This window comes from Providencia sp. UF-183 (assembly GCF_058246155.1).
Genome location: NZ_JBSICD010000010.1, coordinates 80,115 through 99,403 on the forward strand (window position 1 = coordinate 80,115; position 19,289 = coordinate 99,403).

Sequence of the window (19,289 nt, forward strand, 5' to 3'; positions counted from 1 at the left end):
GGAGATAAATTATGTCAATGCAATCTCAGGACATTATTCGTCGCTCTGCCACCAATTCCCTGACTCCCGCGCCTCAGGTGCGGGATTATAAGGAAGAAGTCGCAAAGCTTATCGACGTCACGACCTGTATCGGCTGTAAAGCGTGTCAGGTCGCGTGTTCCGAATGGAACGATATCCGTGACAAAATCGGCACCAACGTTGGGGTGTATGACAACCCAACGGATTTAACCGCTAAGTCATGGACGGTAATGCGTTTCTCTGAAGTTGAAGAGAACGATAAATTTGAATGGCTAATTCGTAAAGATGGTTGTATGCACTGTGCTGACCCGGGTTGTTTGAAGGCGTGTCCTTCAGAAGGCGCGATTGTTCAGTACAAAAACGGTATCGTTGATTTCCAATCAGAGCACTGTATTGGTTGTGGTTACTGCATCGCGGGTTGCCCGTTTGATGTACCACGTATCAATCCAGAAGATAACCGCGCATACAAATGTACGTTGTGTGTTGACCGCGTTGAAGTGGGTCAAGAACCTGCGTGTGTGAAAACATGCCCAACGGGTGCTATTCACTTCGGTACCAAAGAAGACATGATTGGCATGGCGGGTGAGCGTGTTGAAGAGCTGAAAACTCGTGGTTATGCAAATGCAGGTTTATACGACCCTGCGGGTGTTGGTGGTACGCACGTGATGTACGTCTTGCACCATGCAGATAAACCTCAGTTGTATCACGGACTGCCGGAAAACCCGACAATCAGCCCAACAGTCACTTTCTGGAAAGGTATCTGGAAGCCGTTAGCTGCGGTTGGTTTTGCTGCAACATTTGCAGCGGCCATTTTCCACTATGTGGGTATTGGTCCAAACCGCGTCTCCAAAAAAGATGAAGAAGAAGCGTTAGAAGATTTGCATAACGTAATGTCATCTGATGACACTTCCAAATCAAAAGAAGGGGAGGATCAGAAATGATACCAGATGATAACGACAAAATTATCCGTCATAAGCCGATTGAAAGGATCAATCACTGGGCGGTTGTGATTTGCTTCTTGTTCACTGCAATCAGTGGGTTAGGGTTTTTCTTCCCATCGCTAAACTGGTTCATGAACATTTTAGGCACGCCACAGCTGTCGCGTATTTTGCATCCATTCGTGGGTACGGCGATGTTCTTGCTGTTCGTCTTCATGTTCTTCCGTTATTTCCACCATAACTTCATTAATAAAGAAGATATCAAGTGGGCAAAAAATATCGGTAAAGTGCTGAAAAATGAAGAAGCGGGCGATGTAGGCCAATATAACCTCGGTCAGAAAGGGGTGTATTGGGTAGTCACTATCTGCTTATTGGCGCTGGTGGTCACTGGTGTCATTATGTGGCGCCCCTATTTTGCTGAATACTTCCCAATCCCTGTTTATCGTGCAGCGATTCTGATCCACTCACTCTCTGCGATTGCGCTGATCATTATGATTGTGGTTCACGCTTACGCGGCGATTTGGGTGAAAGGCTCGGTTCGTGCGATGGTCGAAGGTTGGGTGACCCGTGGTTGGGCAAGAAAGCACCATCCACTGTGGTACCGCCAACTTCTTGAAAAAGAAAAGCAAGAAAAACAACAGCAAGAGAAAAACTAAGTTTTATCTTTTCTGTTTAAAAAGCCCACAATTGTGGGCTTTTTTTTATCTATTAATCGGTTATGGTTAGGCTATAGACAAAAGCCAGTGCCAACAGTATCAACACAAAAGAAAAACCGAGGAATTGGTAATTGACCGATAACACCCCGCCCGTTAATCCTCCTAAAACAAAAGATAACACGGCGAGGAATAATACTTTTTTGCTGCTATCACCTTGCACGTTTTTTAAAAAGGCATTGATGCAGGATGTCGTCATCCCTGTGACATAGGTTGAGTGAATACCTACCGAGCCGGCCTTGTTAAAAAAGCCATTTTGTAGCCCCATGGATAAACTAATGATAAATATGACGATATTGTCTGAATATAAGGCATGGGCGAAGAAATAGAGCGTAAACACCCCAGTAAATAATAAAAGTGATAAACCAATCAGAAAACGGTAATCATGCAGTGAATTATTTTTTAACCGTTGCCATGAGCCAAAGCAAGTTCCTAGAAAAAAGCCGCAGATAGAAACCGCAGAAAGCAGTAGCATTGGCCAATCCAACTTGGCGAGGTACACCATGCTTAAAATACTGTTCCCTGTCAGATGCCCGGTAAAAACCTCGAAAATAACGAAAGAGCACGCATCCACAAACCCGCCAATAAAGGCCAGTAAGAGGAAAAAGGGCGTATGGGAGTTGGCTTCAAATTGGAATAATGACATGGTTATTTTGCCGCTCATCAAAATAGATAGTGATGGTGAGTATATGCATTATTTGAGAAATAATAAAAAAACCTGATACGCAGAGTATCAGGTTTGAGAGTTAAGTGAAATTTGGCTTATTTATGCGAAAAATAATTAGCTGCGTTATTAAAACAGATATTTTTTACAAGCTGGCCTAACATGGCTTCATCATTCGGAACCTCACCGTTTATAGCCCATGTTCCTAACATGTTGCATAGAATTCGACGGAAATATTCATGGCGTGTATAAGAAAGGAAGCTACGTGAGTCAGTTAACATACCAACAAACTGACTTAATAAGCCCAATTGTGAGAGTTGCTCAAGCTGGCGGAGCATGCCATCTTTTTGGTCGTTGAACCACCAACCAGAACCAAACTGGATTTTTCCTGCAATACCACCGCCTTGGAAATTACCAATCATAGTAGCTAATACCTCGTTATCTCGAGGGTTTAAGCAATAGAGAATGGTTCTTGGTAGCTCATTGCTTTTATCCATTTCATCTAATAAGCGAGAAAGTGGATAAGCAACTGGGTTATCGCCAATAGAGTCAAAACCACTGTCTGCCCCTAATAGCGTAAACATGCGGCTGTTGTTATTGCGTAATGCACCAATATGCAATTGCATTACCCAATTTCTCTTAGCATATTGTTTGCCTAACCAAACGATCACTGCAGTAGAGAATTGTGCGATAGATAACTCATCAAGGGGTTTACCATGCAGTCTATTTTGCAAAATGGTATCTAAGGTGCTTTCATCTGGAATTGGCGCATAACGTAGCACTTCAATACCGTGGTCAGAGGCAACGCAACCGAGTTTATCGAAGTGGTTTAGACGTAATTCTAAAGCTGACAATAAATCACTAAAACGACAAATTTCAATATCTGCTGATTGCCCTAATTTAGCGATGTAATCAATAAATCCGTCAAGCTCAATCTTAAAGGCTCTATCTGGACGCCAGCTTGGGCGGACTTCTATGTTGAAAGTGTCATCTTGTGCAATTTGTTGATGATATTCTAATGAATCTGTTGGGTCATCTGTTGTCCCCACCATATGTACATTCATCTGCTGCATAATTCCACGAGCAGAAAATTGGGGGTGAGCCAATTTTTCATTCGCTTCGTGCCAAATGGCTTCAGAAGTAACAGGGGAAAATAGCTTGCCTGTGATGCCAAAAGGGCGGCGGAGTTCCAAATGAGTCCAATGGTATAAAGGATTACCTAGGGTCATAGGAACCGTTTTTGCCCAAGCTTGGTATTTTTCGTAATGACTTGTTTCTCGACCAGTAATAAGAGATTCAGAGATCCCCGCTGAGCGCATTCCACGCCATTTATAATGGTCGCCTTCTAGCCAAATTTGCCCTAGGTTATCAAACTGGCGATTTTCCGCAATTTCACGTGGGTTCAAGTGGCAGTGATAGTCATAAATTGGCATTGCTGCTGCATAGTCATGATAAAGTCGGCGAGCAATTTCATTATTTAGCAAAAAATCTTCACAAAGAAATGTTTTCATATCAGTATCCACTTTACAGGTTAGCAACGGCTTGGCGTGCGCCGATATCAAGTAACTGCTGATAGGCTGATTTAATCGCTGCCACAAAGTGTGGATTTTGAGGGAGCTGAGTGCCAAAAATTGCATCAATGGCGAGTAAATCATCCACAACTGAAATATTTAACCCATGTTTTGCATAAATGGCGGCATAAGTATTAACAAGAGGGTCGCGAACATCAATTTTTTGCCCTTGTTCATCAACACCTGCGACGTAACGCATCCAGCCTGCGACACCTAATGCTAAATGATGATAATCAGATTGGTTTTTTATATGCCATGCAACAGGGTCTAATAAACGCTGTGGTAGTTTTTGGCTACCATCCATCGCGATTTGCCATGTTTGGTGTTTCAATGATGGATTCGTAAAACGGTCGATTAAATTATCAGCATAGGCTGCGAGGTCTGTATCTTCTGGCATAATCAGGGTCGGCGCTTGTTCATTTAACATTAAAGCATGTGCCGCGCGGCGATAATCTGGGTTAGTCATAGTATCAGAAATATGTGCGTATCCACCTAAGTAACCAAGATAGGCTAAGAAAGAGTGGCTACCGTTTAACATTCTTAATTTCATGAGCTCGAATGGTACAACGTCCTCAACAAATTGCGCACCTGCGCAATCCCATTCTGGCCGACCATTCACAAAATTATCTTCAATGACCCATTGACGGAAAGGTTCACAAGCAATAGCGCAGTCGTCCTTAACACCTAAAAGTTCAGCTATTTCAGACAAGGTTTCTTCTGTCGCAGCAGGAACGATACGATCAACCATGGTGCAAGGGAATGTGACATTGTTTTCTATCCACTGAGCTAATGCGGGATTTTGTAATTGTGCTAACCCCAAAACAGCTTCTCGAGCAACGTGGCCGTTTTCACGAACATTATCACAAGAAAGCACTGTAAATGGCGGTAACTGGCGCTCATACCTTCGTTTTAGTGCTGCTGTAATGTAACCAATTGCGGAAGCAGGATTGTCAGGGGTAGTTAAATCCTGCTGAATGAGGGGGTTATTTTTATCTAATTTCCCAGTAGCGGGATCAGCGCAATAACCTTTTTCAGTGACAGTTAGAGAAACAATACTGATAGCAGGTGAAGCCATTTTTTCAATAATGGCATCAACGCCATCAAGGAGTGGGTGCAGAGCTTCTTTCATTGAACCAATAATTTTTAATTCAGTATGCGCTTCACCTTTTTCTGCCACGGTATAAAGCATAGATTGCTGCTTAAGGTTTTCTATCAAAGCGGCGTCATGTTTAGACATTAAATTGACTTCACAATAACCCCAATCACTGTCTGTTTTTTCTAATACGTGATGAGTATAGAGTGCTTGGTGAGCACGATGAAAAGCACCACAGCCAAGATGTACAATACGGGTGGTTAGGCGATCTGTTGTCCAATTTGGGCGGGGGGCATTAATTGCCGCAGTAACGATATTTTTTTCCATGATGATTCCCTGTTGATTGGCGGTCAATATCATCTGACCGCCTGTCAGGTACAACGGTGAGAGATTATTTTTTTGGATAGAATGCGCGGTGAATACCTAATTCTAATCCCCTAAGTTCAGCAAGCCCTTTGAGGCGACCGATCGCAGAGTAACCTGGGTTGGTCTTTTTCTTTAAGTCATCAAGCATTTGGTGACCATGATCTGGCCGCATAGGAATCAATTCACCTGAACCGTTTTGCAGCCGACGATGCTCTTCTTCTGCAACAGCACAAACCACATTATACATATCAACATCACCCGCTAAATGTGCAGCTTCGTGGAATGTATTTGGGTTCTCTTCTCGTAATGTTGAACGCAAGTGCAGAAAATAAATACGTGAGCCAAATGCACGGATCATGTTCACTAAATCGTTATCCGCTCTCACACCATAAGAGCCTGTGCACATGGTGTAGCCGTTAGCATCACTATTAACAGTGTCGGCCATCCATTGCATATCTTCAATTGTTGAGACGATACGCGGTAAACCTAAAATTGGGCGAGGAGGGTCATCAGGGTGAACCGCCATTTTCATTCCAATTTCTTCAGCTACAGGAATGATTTTATTTAAAAAATAAGCGAAGTGTTCACGTAATTTATTTTTATCAATATTTGCATAGCGTTTTAGGTGCTGGCGGAATTGTTCAAGGGTATACCCTTCTTCTGCACCCGGCAAACCGGCAATGATATTATTGATGAGTTTTTGCTTCTCATCATCGCTCATGGATTCAAAGCGTTGTTTTGCCTGAACTTGTTCTTCCGCAGTGTAATCTTGCTCTGCATTTTCTCGTTGTAATAAGTAAATCTCAAATACAGCAAAAGCGATTTGATCGAAGCGCAATGCCTTTGAGCCATCAGGGAGCTCATATTCTAAGTCTGTACGAGTCCAATCAAGTATTGGCATAAAATTATAACAAACAGTATGGATACCACAGGCTGCGAGATTACGCATTGACTGCTGGTAGTTTGCTATCCATTTATCATAGTCACCTGTGTGTGTTTTGATATCTTCATGGATAGGTATACTTTCTACAACGGCCCATTCTAATTGATTAGCTTCAATTAAATCTTTGCGTTTTTGTATTTCGTCAACACTCCATACTTCGCCGTTTGGAATATGATGAAGTGCAGTAACAATGCCTGTTGCGCCCGCCTGACGAATATCAGATAGAGAAACCGGATCTGCCGGTCCGTACCAACGCCAAGTTTGTTTCATACTTAACCTCGTTTATATTTCACTGATGCTTCTTAATCGGCTAATAAGTTCTTTTGGCAAGTTTGTTATGCCGCATTATTGAACTGATAGTCATTTATCTTATTTAAGAAAAATAGTGCCACGATGTTGTATTAAGATCTATAGAGGTCAACCAATTTGGTTAACCAGATCACAAATACTTATTAATTTTGGGTGACCAATAACAAAACAAGAGACAGCTCACAAAATAAAGCCTTTGTTTTATGCAGAATCCGGACAACAAAATAGAAGAGTTATCGATTTAAAACTATTTCTTCTTATTGGTTGACCAATTTTGTTTTTATCAGGATTAACCATTTATTCATTCAGGATTACTAGAAAAATATAAAACGTAAAAGGCTGATTATGAAAAAGTTAAAACATTATCGATGGTACATGATTCTTTTGGTTTGCTTCATCACCATAATTAACTACTTAGATAGAACAGCACTTGGTGTTGCAGCTCCAACTATTATGGAGACTACAGGGATCACGAAGGAACAATACTCATGGATTGTGAGTGCATTCCAATTAGCTTATACAATTGGCCAACCAATAATGGGCTTCTTTATAGATACAATTGGTTTGAAATTAGGGTTTTTCATTTGTGCACTAATTTGGGGCTTAGCCACCATGGGACACGCATTAACAGGCTCATGGCAAGGTTTGGCTTTTATGCGAGGGATCATGGGCTTCAGTGAAGCCTCTGCAATTCCTGCTGGTGTAAAAACGGCATCAACTTGGTTTCCTGCTAAAGAGCGTGGTATTGCAACGGGCGTTTTTAATATGGGAACGTCGTTCGGTGCTATGTTGGCACCACCATTAATTGCTTGGGCTATCTTGTTTCATAGCTGGGAGTTTGCTTTCGTTATTGCGGGGATACTAGCCATTATTGCCGCATTTGTATGGTTTTTCTTCTACAAAGACCCTAAAGATGCGAAAGGGTTATCAGATGAAGAACGTGCTTATATTGAAGATGGGCAAGAAAAACACCTTCAATCATCTAAAAAAGAAAAAACGTCTATCAAGAATATTCTGAAACAACGTAATTTCTGGGGAATTGGTATTTCTCGTTTCCTTGCTGACCCAGCTTGGGGAACGATTAATTTCTGGGTACCTATTTTCTTTGTCGAAACACTAAACTTTAGTCTTAAAGAAATTGCAATGTTCGTTTGGTTACCATTCTTAATGGCTGATTTAGGCTGTTTAGCAAGTGGTTTTGTAGCCAAGTTTTTAAATGATCGTGGAATTTCATTAATTAACTCACGCCGTATTACTTTTACCATTGGCGCAATTTTGATGACGACCATTGGCTTAGTGAGCATTGTGGAAAACCCATATATTGCTGTTTTACTTATTAGCATTGGCGGTTTTTCTCACCAGTTATTATCAACGGTTGCTGCAACTTTAGGTGCTGATTTATTTAAAAAGAATGAAGTTGCAACCGCGGTGGGTATGGCTGGTGCATGTGCTTGGACTGGTCAGTTAATCTTCAATTTATTCATTGGTGCATTTGTTGGTATCATCGGCTTTGGTCCATTCTTTATCGCTCTAGCGGTTTTTGATTTAATTGGTGCAGCGGTATTATGGATCCTCATTAAAGAGAAAAAAGAACCTGAAGAAAACGAGCATAATGAAGATGGTTCATTAGCAACTTCATAAGTTACTCTAGTTATTTGAAAAGGCGCAGAATTTAGCTTCTTGCGCCTTTTTATTTATTTTTTCTTACTATTGCTTAGCACAAAACTATTTTTGGTCGACCAATATCTGTTAAACTAAAGACAATAAAAGTTAAGTTTTAATTGAATGGCCAATGTAATGACACAGTTTACTGAATATAAACGCCCCTATCAGGAAGTCGGCCATGCTTTACGCCAAATGATCTCTAATATGAGCTATGCAATTGGTGACAGACTTCCACCGGAGCGGGAAATTGCTGAAATGCTAGATGTTTCTCGTGCAGTTGTACGTGAAGCATTGATTATGTTAGAAATTGAAAACCTTATTGAAGTGCGAAAAGGCTCTGGTGTTTATGTCATTGCTCTGCCTCAGCATAATGAGATAGCAGAGAAGGATGAGCCTAATGATTCTGCATTGAATGCTGCTGGGCCTTTTGAATTGCTCCAGGCGAGGCAGTTATTAGAAAGCAATATTGCAGAATTCGCTGCAACACAGGTGACTCCCGTAGATATTGCAAATATGCGTAAAGCACTGAAAAGAGAAAGAGACGAGCTAAAAACAGGAGAGGATGAAACAGGTGATCGCGAGTTTCACCTTGCTATAGCGCAAGCTACACACAACAGTATGTTAGTCGAGCTTCTGAAGCAGTCATGGGAATGGCGTGAAAATAATCCAATGTGGCTTAAACTGCACACGCGTATTACGGATAAAGATTACCGAAAAGCATGGATGACAGACCATGAAGTCATCTTAGCTGCGATGATTAAAAAAGATCCTGCGGCAGCAAAAGCCGCAATGTGGCAACATCTGGAAAATGTGAAGCAGCGGTTACTTGAGCTCTCTGATATTGATGACCCTAATTTTGACGGTTATTTGTTTAATTCTTATCCTGTTGATTTGATTAAGAATTAATATTTTTGAGTCGCCTTGGTAAATTTAAAATTTATTAATAGCGACTCAACAACTATTTAAACTATCTAAAATCTATCTCTTAACAACCTGCCTATCATGTTTTGATGTCATAGATAATATATCTCTAGACTTAAGAACAAGCTCATAGCTATCACTAATGAGTTTACTATTATAATCTGCTGAAGATTTAACGATAATCTTTTTATTGCTACGGGGCAGCTTTGGAATAGGGAGATTTATTCAGCTATTTACCATTTTCAATTTTAATATATACATTGCTGTTGGATTCAAAATATCATTTATTATGTAATCTAACCCGCATTCTTAAATATAAGTTGATTTTTGCTCCAACGAATCTACGTCATTCTTTCTTTTAAACTACCAATAAAAACTTTATTTAGCTGTACTTATTGGCTTATTCATTATTCTTAGATTGTCAAAAGTGATTAACCTCACAGGTTTTAACAATAATAGGTTATATTAAGGCCACTACCATCAGCAATTCATGATCTTGATATAGGGTAATTTACATCTGTGAAAATGCCTTTTTATCTGTGATTGCACATCATAATTATTGTTTTCTTAAGGTAAATTTGTCGGCATTTTTCCTCTCGCTGCTCACAAAACCCTTATCAGATCAAACAGCGGTCTTGATACAGGGGCATCAAGGTAGCGACCTAGCCATTTTTGTTTTATCCTGAGCACTATATAGCAGCAATTTACGCTGATGGCATAAAATAGGAATGATAAATTAGTGTATAGGCTTACCCTATATGCAAAAAAATCGTTCAGAAAATAGAAAAGTGAGAATGCAATGGGTATTCGTATCGTTCCTAAAGAAGAGTTAGGACAAGAAAGATTAAAAGAAAAAGGCATTGGTTTTATTCCGCCAGTACTGTTCCCTAACTTAAAAAGCTTATATCAACGTCGAGCTGAAAGGTTGAAAGAGCTTGGTATTGGTGAGCATCCTTTTGCAAATTACCTTAATTTTGCTGCTGAAGTCGCGACAGCGCAGCATAATGCGCAGTATGATAATCCATTAGATGTTGATATGACTGACATTTTAGCGCGTTCAGTTAACACCAATCATTCACCATTGGATGCTAAAACGCTGCCTCGTACAACGCATTGGCATAAATTATTAAAATCGATTATTGCTGAATTAATGCCTGTCGTGCCTGAATCCGTCCGTCCTGCACTCGAAAATTTAGATAAAGCATCTGAAAATGAATTAGAAGCCATGGCATCCGCGTTATTAAACGAAGAGTTTGAAAAAGTCCCAGCGGATAAATCCATGTTTATCTGGGCGGCGCTTTCTGTTTATTGGGCTCAAATGGCAGCAAGCATTCCGGGTAAAGCTCGCGCAGAGCATGGTGATCATCGCCACTTCTGCCCTGTTTGTAACAGCATGCCAGTTTCCAGTATTGTGCAAATCGGGACATCACAAGGCCTGCGCTATTTACACTGTAACTTATGTGAAACTGAGTGGCACATGGTACGTGTGAAATGTAGCAACTGTGAGCAAACGGGTAAATTGAATTACTGGTCACTCGATGATGAAAATGCGGCGGTTAAAGCCGAAAGCTGTGGTGATTGTGGCAGCTACCTCAAAATTCTTTACCAAGAAAAAGAAGCCAAAGTAGAAGCCGTTGCAGATGACTTAGCCTCAATTATTCTTGATGCACGTATGGAAGAAGAAGGTTTTGCTCGTAGCAGCATTAACCCGTTCCTTTTTCCCGGCGAAAAATAAGCGGTAACAGAGAATTGCGATTATGGTGGAAGCAAACTTAGCGTTATATCGGCAATTACCTTCGATTGATAAGTTATTACAGCTTGATGAAGTGCAAATATTGGTTGAGCATTCAGGGTTGCACTGGGTTACTGCGTGCTTGCGTGAAATGCAGGGGCAAGCGCGAGAGTGTATCTCACAACAAGGGAAGTTACCCGATTGGCACACTGACTGGCTAAAAGAGCTAGCAAAACGTCACGATGAATTAGGCCAAAGCGCATTAAAAAATGTCTTTAACCTAACGGGAACGGTGTTGCATACCAATCTTGGGCGAGCGGTGATGTCCAAAACTGCGATTGACGCAGTTAGCAAAGTGATGAGTTCACCTGTCACATTAGAATATTCTCTGGATGGTGCAATGCGTGGTCACCGTGACCGCGCGATTGCTGATTTACTCTGCGAACTCACGGGCGCAGAGGATGCATGTATTGTTAATAATAATGCCGCAGCGGTTTTACTGTTGCTTGCAACGGTGGCAAATGGCCAGCAAGTGATTGTTTCTCGGGGCGAGTTAGTTGAAATTGGCGGTGCTTTTCGTGTGCCTGATGTGATGTCCCAAGCGGGATGCCAACTTGTTGAAGTGGGGACAACAAACCGCACTCACTTACGTGATTATGAAAATGCGATTAATGAGCGCACTGCATTATTAATGAAGGTGCACACCAGCAATTATAGCATTGAAGGCTTCACAGCAGAGGTCGAAGGCCATGAGTTAGCTGCGCTAGGCAAAAAATATCAACTTCCCACCGCCATTGATTTAGGCAGTGGCTCGATGATTGACATGACAGAATATGGTTTACCAGCTGAGCCGATGCCACATACCTATCTGTCCCAAGGTATTGATTTAGTGTCTATCTCAGGTGATAAACTGCTTGGTGGTCCACAAGCAGGGATCATTCTTGGTAAGAAAAAATGGATTGATGCCATTCAAAAACACCCACTAAAACGTGCGTTACGGGTCGACAAAATGACCCTAGCGGCGTTAGAAGCCACATTAACGCTTTATCTTACCCCTGAAAAACTGACCAGTGATTTACCGACACTGTGCTGGTTAACCCGTGAGCCTGAAACAATCCGCCGTAGCGCTGACAATGTGTTAGTGGCTTTGCAGGCATTTTATGGGGACAAGTTTATCGTTGAAATTGAGCCTTGCTTGTCACAAATTGGCAGTGGCTCATTACCCATTGATAGGTTGCCAAGCTTTGCGATTACCTTTGCGCCCTTAAATGGTAAAGGCGGTGTATTGGAACAATTAGCGTCTCATTGGCGTCAGTTGCCTCAACCCGTGATTGGGCGCATGAAAGATGGAAAACTGTGGCTAGATTTACGCTGCCTCGATGATGAACATGCATTATTACAGGTTTTACTTTCATGATTTTTGCAACCGCAGGCCATGTTGACCATGGTAAAACATCACTTATTCAAGCCATTACAGGTGTAAATACCGCGCATCTTCCTGAAGAGAAAAAACGCGGAATGACCATCGATTTGGGCTACGCGTATTGGCCGCAACTTGATGGCAGCGCAGTTGGTTTTATTGATGTTCCAGGGCATGAAAAATTTTTAGCCAACATGTTGGCGGGAATTGGCGGGATCAACCATGCGCTTCTCGTGGTGGCGTGTGATGACGGCGTGATGGCGCAAACCCTTGAACACTTGTCTATTTTAAGGCTTGCGGGTTGCCAAGATATTACGGCCATTTTAACGAAAGCGGACCGCGTTGATGATTTACGCATCGAGCAGGTGGCTAAAGAGGTTAAAGCGGAGCTGTCTCGACAAGGTTGGACTGATACCGCTTTGTTTATCACGTCAACCCAAGATGGGCGTGGTATTGATGAATTACGCCAATACTTGCAGCAGCTACATCAGCAAAGCGAATTACATGAAAATTTACAGCGTCGTTTTCGTTTAGCCATTGACCGTGTTTTTCATGTTAAAGGCGCGGGGATTGTTGTGACAGGAACGGCTCTTGCTGGCCAAGTACAAGTTGGCGGCTCGTTATGGGTGACTGGTGCAGATAAGCAAGTTCGCATCAGAGGGATCCACCGGCAGAACCAACCTGCGGATTTTGCACAAGCAGGTGACCGTGTTGCATTAAACCTTTCGGGTGATATTGATAAAGAAGATATCACCCGAGGTGATTGGTTGCTCGCTGAACAACCTGCATTTATTGCTAATCGCGTAATTGTTGAACTGGAGTGTGATTCGCTGATTAAGCATTGGCAACCTGTTCATTTATACCATGGCGCAAGTCATATCACTGGGCGAGTTTCTTTATTGGTTGAGCACGGGGAAACCCCCATTCTTGCCGAGTTAATCTTAGATACCCCATTATGGCTAGCCGATAATGACCGATTGATTATTCGTGATATTAGTGCCCGCCAAACACTAGGGGGAGCGAGAGTGATTCGTTTAACTTCTCCGCGCCGAGGAAAGCGCCTTCCCGAATTTTTAGACTGGTTAGCTTTACTGTCTACAGAAAGTGATGAGCTCACGCATTTCAAATTGCAGCTCCCCCAAGGTGAACTGAACCTACACGACTATGGTTGGGCTCGGCAGTTAACGGTTGATGCACTTGAAAACGTATTAACGCAAACAGATGCAGAGCATGTTGGTAATAGCGTTCTCTCTGCTTTTAAAGCGCAAGCTGCGAAAGACCGATTAATTCAAGTCCTTGAAAAATTCAACGAAGTACATAGCGACCAGATAGGTGTTGGAAAAGCACGTTTAAAACGTATGGCACTGCCTTCAATGAGTGATGCGTTAGTTTTTAAACTTATCAATGATTTGATTGAAGATGGGGCGATTAAGCAAACTCGTGGTTGGTTGCATATGCCACAACATGGGCTGATTTTTGATGCTCAGCAGGCAGTGATTTGGCAACAAATTTCCCCGTTATTGACTCGCAATGAAGCATGGTGGGTACGTGATTTAGCGATAGAAATCGGTCACGAAGAAGAGACAATGCGCCGAGTACTCAAAAAAGCAGCGCAGATGGGGTTGATCACCGCGATTGTCCGCGACCGTTATTATAGTCATGAGCAAATTAATTATTTCGCATCCCTGATCCATCGTTATTGTCTCGATAATGACGTAATTTTTGCTGCTGATTTTCGCAATGAATTAGGCATTGGACGAAAACTTGCCATACAAATTCTTGAGTTTTTTGACAAAAGCGGTTTTACTCGTCGTAAAGGCGATGGTCACTATTTGCGAGATAAAGGCATTTTCGTTGAATAAATTGAGTGTTTTGATCCGCTATAGTGGTACCTCATAGCAAACCTCTCATATTAAACTTGTGGTAAAACTGATGAAGAAAAAGTTATTTGCAGGCTTTTATCTGGCATTGATCTTTATTGGCTCTCTTTTCTTGGTGTTTGAGAAAGGTAGCGTAATTTATCCTGCACTCATATCGCTCAGTGTATATGCTGTGTTATTTGGTATTTTAATGGTACTAACCGCGCGTTGGTTATTTTCAGCTATCATCACCAGCACTCTGTTTATTATCATAAAATTTCTAAATCAGTTAAAAGTCCATTACTACAAAGAACAGCTTTTCTTTACCGATATTAATATCATGACAGACACATCCAATATGGGCACGTTAAGCCATTATTGGTTAGCTGGTGTTGCGTTAGTTGGGCTATTCATTTTACTGGTGGTTAATGGTGTCATTAGCTGGCGTTTAATTAAGCCGAGCAAATCACGTGTTTCACGCATTTTAGGTGTGCTACTGGTTGTTGTGGGGTATTTTGGAACTAATTTTGTGAGCTCTCACTATTATGACCGATGGTCGCAAACGTTGCCAAAAGGCCGCGGGACAGTGACTAATATCATTATGTCCGCAAAAAACGCCAGTTACCAATCTCCTGAGTTTGCGGGCACCGCTGACTACTTTATCGAAAAAGCATCGACAGTCTCATTAAACAATAGCACCTCGTCAGAAAAGCCAGATATTCTTTTATTACTGCAAGAGTCTACGGTTGACCCACATATTTACGATCTACCAGAAGGCACAAAACTCCCTAATTTATTTATGTTCCAACAAGATGAAGGCGTTATTGCCCATAGCCAAATGCGAGTCCAAACTTTTGGTGGCGGCACTTGGTTATCTGAGTTTTCGGCCTTAACTGGATTAAATAGTGACGATTTTGGGGCACAAAAAAGTGGTGTGTTTTACTTTATCGTCGACAATTTAAAAAATAGCTTATTTAAGGAAATGAAAGCGAATGGTTACTATACCGTTGTGCTGACTCCGTTTAATAAAGGGGCTTATCATTCAGGCCATGCATATGAGACATTAGGCGTAGACAGGATTATTCAGCCGCAGGAGCTAGGTTACCCAGGTAAATTACAAGATAACTTATGGACTATTAGCACAGATGACATGCTGAAATATGTCAAAGAAATCTTAGCAAAAGAAACGGATAAACCCGTCTTTATTTTCTCTTTAACTATGTATGAACATGGGCCTTATAAAGAAACACATAGCGATGATTTCGGTATAAAAGATAAAATTAAGCATCAAGATGCAGCGGGTGAATTTAGCCATTATATGGAAAAAATTATCGCATCCGATGGGGCAATGCGAGATTTTGCTGAGTTTATTGATAAGCGCGACCGCCCGCTAATGTTTTTATATTTTGGTGACCACCAACCCGGTATTAGCTTAAATCAGTATGACTCGCCATTCTCATCACCTGCGTATTTAACGCAATTTACGTTGCGGGATAATTTAAAATCAGGCACCGCAATTAAAACAGGCGCGTTAACGGATATTTCATTTTTGGGCGGTATTTTATTAGAAAGAGCAAACTTAAAAGTTTCCCCATTCTATGAGGCAAATATTAAAATGCGCCATCTATGTGATGGCAAACTCAATGATTGCGAAGACCAAAAACTGTTAGATAGCTACCGTAATTATGTTTACCGCACATTGGAAGCGGCAGATAAAAAAGGTGCTCAGTAAGTTATGATTATTGGCCGTAAGTTTTAAAAAGCTTGCGGCTTTTCTTATATCGATGCTTAAAATCTTAACTCTTCCTTAAAATTCCCTACTTTTTTATGCATTATTGTTTTAATAATAAAACCATTCTTTGTTTTTTTTGTCTTAAATGAAGTTGATTTTTCTGTGAAATTCGGCGCTCTTTTGAGCTTTGTAGATGGTTTAACGCTAGAAGACGATAAATATGAAATACTTGGTCACGGGAAGTGCGGGCTTTATTGGTTTTAGATTGTGTCAGCGTTTATTGGAAAATGGGCACGAAGTCGTTGGGATTGATAACCTAAATGCTTATTATGATCAGGGGCTTAAGCAATCTCGTTTACATTTATTAGAGCAGCACTCACTGTTCCGCTTTATTCATCTTGATTTAACAGATCGTGAAACGGTCAGGGTATTATGTACTCAGGAACAGTTCGATAGGGTCATCCACCTTGCTGCGCAAGCGGGTGTACGTTACTCACTAGAGAACCCATTTGCTTACGCAGACAGTAACTTAACGGGGCATTTATCGATTCTTGAAGGCTGCCGCCAAGCCAAAGTGAAGCATTTAGTGTACGCCTCTTCCAGTTCTGTTTATGGGGTGACAGATAACGCGCCATTTACCACTGACATGCCGACAGATCACCCGATTTCATTATACGCAGCGACAAAAAAAGCTAATGAATTAATGTCCCACTCCTATTCACACCTCTACCAGCTCCCGACAACGGGTCTGCGCTTCTTCACGGTGTATGGTCCGTGGGGTCGACCTGATATGGCACTATTCAAATTCACCAAAGCCATTTTAGCGGGCGAACCTATTGATGTTTATAATAACGGCAATCTGAGCCGTGATTTCACGTTTGTTGATGATATTGTTGAAGGGGTGATCCGAATTTCCGATATAATCCCTCAGGCAGACCCGAGCAACCATTCGACATCACCAGCACAAAGCAGTGCGCCATATCGCATTTATAATATTGGTAATGGGCAACCTGTAAAATTGATTGAGTTTATTTCCGCATTGGAAAAAGCCCTTGGAAAAGAAGCGATTAAAAACTTTTTACCGATGCAAGCTGGAGATGTATACACAACTTGGGCAGATACTGAAGACCTATTTAACGTAATAGGCTATCGCCCGCAAGTTTCTATTGAACAGGGTGTTCAGGCGTTTGTTGATTGGTATCGTTCATATTACCACCAATAATATCAATAACCTGTAATATCCTTAGCCGAATTTGAGAGGCAAGTTTGAAAATAGCAATCGCAGGGACTGGCTACGTCGGTCTATCTAACGCCATGTTACTGTCACAGAATCACGAAGTGGTCGCTGTGGATATCATTCCTGAAAAAGTGGCGATGTTAAACAACCACCAATCGCCGATTGTTGATACGGAGATTGAACAGTTTTTAACGGAAAAAACACTGAATTTCCGTGCTACGGAAGATAAAGTGGAAGCCTATACAGGCGCACAGTACGTCATTGTTGCGACGCCGACAGACTACGACCCAAAAACTAACTATTTCAATACCAAGTCAGTGGAATCGGTCATTCACGATGTGAATGAAATTAACCCAACTGCGACGATTATCGTCAAATCGACTATCCCTGTTGGTTTTACCGCACGTTTACGGGAAGAATTTGGTTACACCAACGTGATTTTCTCCCCAGAATTTCTACGTGAAGGCCGCGCATTGTGGGATAACCTGCACCCGTCCCGTATTGTGGTGGGTGAGCGCTCTGAGCGTGCACAAATTTTTGCCGATTTGCTGCTTGAAGGCGCCATCAAAAAAGATGTCCCAGTGTTATTCACGGATGGAACGGAAGCGGAAGCCATTAAGCTGTTTGCGAACACCTACTTAGCGATGCGTGTAGCTTACTTTAATGAGCTAGATACTTACGCAGAAAGCCGTGGTTTAAATGCACGCCAAATTATTGAAGGTGTATCGTTAGACCCACGTATTGGCAGCCATTATAACAACCCATCATTCGGTTACGGCGGTTATTGCTTACCGAAAGATACCAAGCAATTACTGGCCAACTACGATGACGTACCGAACAACCTGATTAATGCGATTGTGGAATCCAACCGTACGCGTAAAGACTTCATCTCTGACGCGATTATTGCCAAAGCGCCACGTAAAGTCGGTGTCTATCGCTTAGTGATGAAAGCGGGGTCAGACAACTTCCGTGCTTCTGCGGTGCAAGGCATCATGAAGCGCATCAAAGCCAAAGGCATTGAAGTGGTGGTGTATGAGCCAGTAATGAAGGAAACCGAGTTTTTCCGTTCAAAAGTGGTTAATGATTTAGCGGAATTTAAAGCCCAATGTGACATCATTTTGGCTAACCGTATGGTGCCTGAAATTGAAGATGTGGCAGATAAAGTCTATACCCGTGACTTATTTGGTAATGATTAAATATTGATACCCTGTATAGGTTGGTTGTTTGCCAACCTATTCTTCCTCTTTTCCCTCCATAAAAACCGCTCATTTTGTGCGATAGCTCGCAACATCCCTCTTTTTAAACCCGTTTTTGCAAGAATCGCTAAGAAATGTCTTTTTTCATTTGTTAGCATCCGCCGGTTGACTAAAAAACGGGCGTTGTTGTCATGCAAAAAATTATAAAAAAACAAAGAAATGGCTTCATGACTTACCAAAAAGCAGGTGAGATTGATTTTTGGCAAGTCATGATTGACTATATTGACGGAAAAATTGTTGGCAAAGATTTAGGTAGTGGAAATGCAGAGCGAAGTGTCGAGCGTATCTCGCTAAACGGTAAGAACTATATTATCAAATGTGAGAAAGAGCGGGATAAGCGCATAGAAAAACGAGTAATGCGTATGCTATCTGGCCCATTTTATTCACGTTTATTAACGCGTTTAGTCTCTGCTCAAAATCAGGGGTGCACCGTGACAAATGATATCTATTTTGTGGCGGAAAAAATGCAATATCGTGAATCTGTTGAAACGTGGATTATCGCTGAATATGTTGAAGGGACCGTTTTATCAGAACTGGATGATTTAACGCCTTATTATCCTGAAATGAAATCAGTTATTAAGCAACTCCATCACTATGGCTTATCCTCTAATGATATCCATGCGGGTAACTTTGTTTTGACAGAAGATGGATTGAAAGTGATTGATTTGTCTGATTATGGAAACTTAACCATATGTAAAGCCAATGACTTAATCGCATTAAAACGTTTTTATGGTATTGAGCCAGACAAAAAAAGCGGGACTTATCGATTTATTCGCTTTAGGGACAATTTTCGCCACTGGTCAAGAAAACTACGAGGTAAGAAAACTCGGTTATAGCCTAAACTGAGTTTTC

Annotated in this window: 15 protein-coding genes; 11 read left to right on the top strand and 4 right to left on the bottom strand. The window is 41.6% G+C overall.

Annotated elements, in window-relative coordinates:
- The first annotated feature begins 11 nt into the window (after positions 1 to 11).
- Positions 12 to 959 carry a formate dehydrogenase subunit beta gene (fdxH, locus tag AC4IFT_RS11430; protein ID WP_490735390.1) on the top strand — a complete coding sequence of 316 codons (948 nt, stop codon included), beginning with the start codon at positions 12 to 14 and terminating at the stop codon, positions 957 to 959.
- Positions 956 to 1,612 carry a formate dehydrogenase cytochrome b556 subunit gene (gene fdoI / locus AC4IFT_RS11435; protein ID WP_219245163.1) on the top strand — a complete coding sequence of 219 codons (657 nt, stop codon included), beginning with the start codon at positions 956 to 958 and terminating at the stop codon, positions 1,610 to 1,612. The genes fdxH and fdoI overlap by 4 nt, the downstream gene beginning before the upstream one ends.
- 52 nt (positions 1,613 to 1,664) lie before the next feature.
- Here the strand turns inward: fdoI and AC4IFT_RS11440 are convergent, their stop codons facing one another.
- The 4 genes from AC4IFT_RS11440 to uxuA all read right to left on the bottom strand — a co-directional run bounded on the left by AC4IFT_RS11440 (position 1,665) and on the right by uxuA (position 6,576).
- Positions 1,665 to 2,315 carry a YoaK family protein gene (locus AC4IFT_RS11440; protein WP_490751369.1) on the bottom strand — a complete coding sequence of 217 codons (651 nt, stop codon included), beginning with the start codon at positions 2,313 to 2,315 and terminating at the stop codon, positions 1,665 to 1,667.
- 116 nt (positions 2,316 to 2,431) lie between these two features.
- Positions 2,432 to 3,844: a glucuronate isomerase gene (gene uxaC, locus AC4IFT_RS11445; RefSeq protein ID WP_490751370.1), complete on the bottom strand. Its 1,413-nt coding sequence runs from the start codon at positions 3,842 to 3,844 to the stop codon at positions 2,432 to 2,434.
- Between the two features lie 13 nt (positions 3,845 to 3,857).
- Positions 3,858 to 5,324 (bottom strand): fructuronate reductase, encoded by a 1,467-nt coding sequence (locus AC4IFT_RS11450; protein WP_490751371.1) that lies wholly within the window; start codon positions 5,322 to 5,324, stop codon positions 3,858 to 3,860.
- A 64-nt stretch (positions 5,325 to 5,388) separates the two neighbouring features.
- A complete protein-coding gene (uxuA, locus tag AC4IFT_RS11455) occupies positions 5,389 to 6,576 on the bottom strand; it encodes a mannonate dehydratase (protein ID WP_490751372.1) in 1,188 nt (395 codons plus the stop codon).
- Between the two features lie 384 nt (positions 6,577 to 6,960).
- Here uxuA and AC4IFT_RS11460 point away from each other — a divergent pair, with 384 nt between their 5' ends.
- The 9 genes from AC4IFT_RS11460 (at position 6,961) to AC4IFT_RS11500 (ending at position 19,273) form a co-directional block, all read left to right on the top strand.
- On the top strand, positions 6,961 to 8,256 hold the full coding sequence (locus tag AC4IFT_RS11460; RefSeq protein ID WP_490751373.1) for an MFS transporter: 1,296 nt from the start codon (positions 6,961 to 6,963) through the stop codon (positions 8,254 to 8,256).
- A 156-nt stretch (positions 8,257 to 8,412) separates the two neighbouring features.
- Entirely contained in the window at positions 8,413 to 9,186 is a 774-nt protein-coding gene (locus tag AC4IFT_RS11465; protein WP_490751374.1) for an FCD domain-containing protein, read from the top strand.
- An 814-nt stretch (positions 9,187 to 10,000) separates the two neighbouring features.
- A complete protein-coding gene (fdhE, locus tag AC4IFT_RS11470) occupies positions 10,001 to 10,936 on the top strand; it encodes a formate dehydrogenase accessory protein FdhE (protein ID WP_490735377.1) in 936 nt (311 codons plus the stop codon).
- Between the two features lie 22 nt (positions 10,937 to 10,958).
- Positions 10,959 to 12,350, top strand: coding sequence for an L-seryl-tRNA(Sec) selenium transferase (gene selA, locus AC4IFT_RS11475; RefSeq protein WP_490751375.1), 1,392 nt, complete (start codon positions 10,959 to 10,961; stop codon positions 12,348 to 12,350).
- Positions 12,347 to 14,215: a selenocysteine-specific translation elongation factor gene (selB, locus tag AC4IFT_RS11480; protein ID WP_490735373.1), complete on the top strand. Its 1,869-nt coding sequence runs from the start codon at positions 12,347 to 12,349 to the stop codon at positions 14,213 to 14,215. The genes selA and selB overlap by 4 nt, the downstream gene beginning before the upstream one ends.
- Positions 14,216 to 14,285: 70 nt before the next feature.
- Entirely contained in the window at positions 14,286 to 15,944 is a 1,659-nt protein-coding gene (locus AC4IFT_RS11485; RefSeq protein ID WP_490751376.1) for an LTA synthase family protein, read from the top strand.
- Positions 15,945 to 16,164: 220 nt separating this feature from the next.
- Positions 16,165 to 17,166, top strand: coding sequence for an NAD-dependent epimerase (locus AC4IFT_RS11490; RefSeq protein WP_273827172.1), 1,002 nt, complete (start codon positions 16,165 to 16,167; stop codon positions 17,164 to 17,166).
- Positions 17,167 to 17,210: 44 nt separating this feature from the next.
- Complete coding sequence (locus tag AC4IFT_RS11495) at positions 17,211 to 18,377, top strand: nucleotide sugar dehydrogenase (protein WP_490751377.1); 1,167 nt, start codon at positions 17,211 to 17,213, stop codon at positions 18,375 to 18,377.
- 191 nt (positions 18,378 to 18,568) lie between these two features.
- Positions 18,569 to 19,273 (top strand): lipopolysaccharide core heptose(II) kinase RfaY, encoded by a 705-nt coding sequence (locus AC4IFT_RS11500; RefSeq protein ID WP_490751378.1) that lies wholly within the window; start codon positions 18,569 to 18,571, stop codon positions 19,271 to 19,273.
- The last annotated feature ends 16 nt before the right edge of the window (positions 19,274 to 19,289 follow it).

Excerpts from the sequence above, each read along its gene's own strand:
- fdxH (WP_490735390.1), top strand. The coding sequence starts at position 12 with ATGTCAATGCAATCTCAGGACATTATTCGTCGCTCTGCCACCAATTCC.
- AC4IFT_RS11460 (WP_490751373.1), top strand. The coding sequence starts at position 6,961 with ATGAAAAAGTTAAAACATTATCGATGGTACATGATTCTTTTGGTTTGC.
- AC4IFT_RS11490 (WP_273827172.1), top strand. The coding sequence starts at position 16,165 with ATGAAATACTTGGTCACGGGAAGTGCGGGCTTTATTGGTTTTAGATTG.
- AC4IFT_RS11465 (WP_490751374.1), top strand. The coding sequence starts at position 8,413 with ATGACACAGTTTACTGAATATAAACGCCCCTATCAGGAAGTCGGCCAT.
- AC4IFT_RS11485 (WP_490751376.1), top strand. The coding sequence starts at position 14,286 with ATGAAGAAAAAGTTATTTGCAGGCTTTTATCTGGCATTGATCTTTATT.
- selB (WP_490735373.1), top strand. The coding sequence starts at position 12,347 with ATGATTTTTGCAACCGCAGGCCATGTTGACCATGGTAAAACATCACTT.
- AC4IFT_RS11450 (WP_490751371.1), bottom strand. The coding sequence starts at position 5,324 with ATGGAAAAAAATATCGTTACTGCGGCAATTAATGCCCCCCGCCCAAAT.
- AC4IFT_RS11440 (WP_490751369.1), bottom strand. The coding sequence starts at position 2,315 with ATGTCATTATTCCAATTTGAAGCCAACTCCCATACGCCCTTTTTCCTC.
- uxuA (WP_490751372.1), bottom strand. The coding sequence starts at position 6,576 with ATGAAACAAACTTGGCGTTGGTACGGACCGGCAGATCCGGTTTCTCTA.
- fdoI (WP_219245163.1), top strand. The coding sequence starts at position 956 with ATGATACCAGATGATAACGACAAAATTATCCGTCATAAGCCGATTGAA.
- AC4IFT_RS11500 (WP_490751378.1), top strand. The coding sequence starts at position 18,569 with ATGCAAAAAATTATAAAAAAACAAAGAAATGGCTTCATGACTTACCAA.
- uxaC (WP_490751370.1), bottom strand. The coding sequence starts at position 3,844 with ATGAAAACATTTCTTTGTGAAGATTTTTTGCTAAATAATGAAATTGCT.
- fdhE (WP_490735377.1), top strand. The coding sequence starts at position 10,001 with ATGGGTATTCGTATCGTTCCTAAAGAAGAGTTAGGACAAGAAAGATTA.
- selA (WP_490751375.1), top strand. The coding sequence starts at position 10,959 with ATGGTGGAAGCAAACTTAGCGTTATATCGGCAATTACCTTCGATTGAT.